Genomic DNA, 2,889 nt, shown 5'->3' with positions numbered 1-2,889 from the left:
ACCGTGCAAACCCACCTCACCCACGTTTACACCAAACTCGGCCTGACCTCGCGGGTACAACTCGTCCAAGAAGCAGCCCGCCATACGGGGTCGCCTTAGCACCGAACGAAACTGATTGTTTTCGAAGGCCCGCAAGGCGATGGTCGATTGAGGAGCAGCCGGCAACCCGGGCGCGTCGACGCCAGCGCACCTTGGCGCTCGGCGACCGACGATTGCGTTTGTTGACGTGCTAATGAGCCGTCATCGGCCCCTTCGCTCCAGCTGAATCTCATAGCGGTGCAAAGGGACTCACGGACGTCGCGCCCTCTCTTCCAGCTACTCGCCACCACCGGATCGAAACTGCAATTCGCGCATCTGGACAACGATGGTGCCCACTTCGCCGGGGTCCTCAGGAAAGGCACTGTTGGAATTAACTTGCCATCCACCGCCACCCCGGATCGGCGTCGCGGGACGCTTATCGGGATGCCACGCCAACCAGATCGCAACCACCGCTATGACGAGTAGGCCGACCAGTACAGCCACCGCGACAATAACCGCTGTGCGGCGGCCTGGGCTTGTGGGAGCAGCGGCAGACTCCTCGGGGCGTGGCAATCCCGGCACGGGGGTAGGCGGGTACGGGGCTACCGGTCGGGGTTGAGCAGTGGACGGCTCGGCCACGATCTGGACCGGATACGCATGCGAGGTCGCAGTCCTGAACCCGGCTTCGTCGCTCAGAAAGTCGCGGTACACATCGAGCGCCTGACACTTTGCAGTGGCCAGATCGTCCTCACGAGCCTGGCTGATTCCTGGAGCGCGAGACACGAACCCGTATAACAGATCCAACGGTCTGCCGTGCTGATCGGTGACCGGTTGCCCGTCGGATGCGTCGGACGCGGCGTCTGCCAGGTCAGCCGGCGTCATCCTGTGCGAGCGGTAGACGACAGTGACGGGACCAGCCCTTCGCGCCATGAGTGGAATGATCCGCGGTGGGCCGGCGGAATCGACGTCGTCGACTATAAACTCCGCGAGCATGCGATGTTCGCCGCTTTCAGCGAGGAAGTCCGGGGCGAGTATCGACCGGTATCCGCGATGGCGTCCGCGTGCCACGAGGAATGCCCATCCCGTCGTCGATTGCACGGCGGCCGCCATAACTTCTTAAGCCGCCGTGGTGAGTCGAGAACACGACATCTCGTATTCGAGCCGATTCACGGTGAATTCAAATTCCTTTAGCACGTCCGTGCGCAGCTGGCGGACCAGACTGCGGTTCTGTTCCATAGCCTTGCCGTCCTGCGCGGGCCGACACATCCAGTCGACGAACGTCGCCGCGATCGCCTCGCTGTACGTGCCGGCGTTTCCGAGTTGTAGCGCGGTCTGCAAAACCATCCCGGCAGGCACGCTGAGGAGCTGTGCGACCGTCGCCGCGATCTCTGCGATGCTGACCCGGCGGTCCTGCCGACGTGGGCTGGACGTCCCAGACGCTGCGAGCGTAGCGCCGGCTTGCGCAAACAGATCTGGCAACACTGCCGAGAGCGGCACTTCCAGGTTGCTCGGATGCGGCGTCCGGTCGGCGACTTTGACGATATTGCCCGACTGGTCGAGGCGGACAAATCCCTCGCCGACCGCGCTCACTGGAACCAGCCGGACCACCTTGGAGCCGCTGGTTTGCTGTTCCACGATCGGCGATATCCCGGCCTGGTACCACAATTGGTCGCGCACCATCCGCAGGCGTTCGTCATCGGTGGCCTGCGGCGGCTCACCGAAATCTCTCACCAGATCCCACTTAGTGACAACGAAATGGATCGGACACGTCGCGGCCGCCAGGAACCCGATCATCGGCTGGATGGTGCTGCGAAGGTACTGCTGGCCTGCGGGCTCGCCGCGGAGACACTGCCGCACGCGGTAACCGTCGATGATCGCGAGGAGCGCGTGCGCCTCGCTGATTCGGCGCGCCAGATCGGCCAGCGCATGCGGTCCTTCTTGCTCTGCCTCGAGCAACTCACCGGCATAGTCGAGATAGTTAAGGCTGAGCACCTTGTGCTTCTCGCCACCCCGAACCGCCATGCAGTCGAAGGTGTACTCACGCGTCTCTCCGACACGCGTTCCGCGGGGCCAGGGTAGATCAGTCCGCTCGACCTGCTGGAACAAGCTGTTGAGCGCCACCCGGTCCGCAGCGGCCGTCTCCAGGAAATACGACCCGCCGGGAGACCTGATGTGCAGTCGGTGGAACATGCTCGCCAAGAAGACAGTCTTGCCCGACCCGGCCACGCCCAATGCGACGACCCGAAAGGTCGGGACCGTTTCGCTCTCTACGAGAGCCTTGGTCAATTGGCGTACCTTCAGCTTTTTTGCGACGGCACGCGCGACGAGGGCCAACACGATTACGGCTATGACTATGAACAACACGCTCATGGCGACACTCCCGGTACTCCGCCCGTCCAATAACTGTCACCGGGCAGCCGCGATTAGACACGAGTATCCCACTACTCAATCACCCGCGGGTGATTTGGAGCACCCCCGGTTTCATGCACACCTCGTTCTATGTGACCGGTGTGCATTCCGGCGTGAAGTCGAGCGTAGTACTCGGCCTCGGCTTCCGCGGGCGGCCGGCGCCCAAGCCGGTGCATGAGCCGGCTGCCGTTGTACCACGCCACCCACGTGGCGGTGATGTTCTCCAGGTCGGCGAGGGTTTCGATCGACCCGCTGCGAAACGGGGAACCCTCGCGCACACACTCGGTCTTGTAGACACCGATGGTGGTCTCCCAGAGTCCATTGTTCCACGTTGTCAACTGCGCTCGATCCCGTCGGTGATCAGCGAATTGTTCGGGTGACGCACCCGTTTCACCCGTGGTCCGGGCGGGAGTTTGTGTTTCTGGCGGTTCGGCAAACGTGGTCGGAGGATCGGGTGTTCTT

The 2,889-nt window shown here is 63.0% G+C and carries 4 protein-coding genes and 1 pseudogene; 2 read left to right on the top strand and 3 right to left on the bottom strand.

Features of this window, described 5'->3' with window-relative positions; all coding sequences use genetic code 11:
- Positions 1–99, top strand: a 99-nt coding sequence (locus VMD50_RS29755) for a LuxR C-terminal-related transcriptional regulator (RefSeq protein WP_414686141.1), incomplete at its 5' end; no start/stop codon positions are given.
- A 216-nt stretch (positions 100–315) separates the two neighbouring features.
- Here VMD50_RS29755 and VMD50_RS22125 read toward each other — a convergent pair.
- From VMD50_RS22125 to VMD50_RS22115, 3 genes and pseudogenes are all read right to left on the bottom strand, one after another.
- Positions 316–1,128, bottom strand: coding sequence for a hypothetical protein (locus VMD50_RS22125; protein ID WP_325430726.1), 813 nt, complete (start codon positions 1,126–1,128; stop codon positions 316–318).
- 6 nt (positions 1,129–1,134) lie between these two features.
- Positions 1,135–2,388, bottom strand: coding sequence for a TRAFAC clade GTPase domain-containing protein (locus VMD50_RS22120; RefSeq protein WP_325430724.1), 1,254 nt, complete (start codon positions 2,386–2,388; stop codon positions 1,135–1,137).
- 71 nt (positions 2,389–2,459) lie between these two features.
- A pseudogene (locus tag VMD50_RS22115) lies at positions 2,460–2,753 on the bottom strand (hypothetical protein); the annotation flags it as partial.
- A gap of 50 nt (positions 2,754–2,803) precedes the next feature.
- Here VMD50_RS22115 and VMD50_RS22110 point away from each other — a divergent pair.
- A partial coding sequence (locus VMD50_RS22110; protein WP_325430728.1) for a DUF5372 family protein occupies positions 2,804–2,889 on the top strand: 86 nt, incomplete at its 3' end.

This window comes from Mycobacterium sp., from assembly GCF_035506235.1.
Classification (GTDB): Bacteria; Actinomycetota; Actinomycetes; order Mycobacteriales; family Mycobacteriaceae; genus Mycobacterium.
This window is presented reverse-complemented; position numbering and strand designations above follow the sequence as displayed.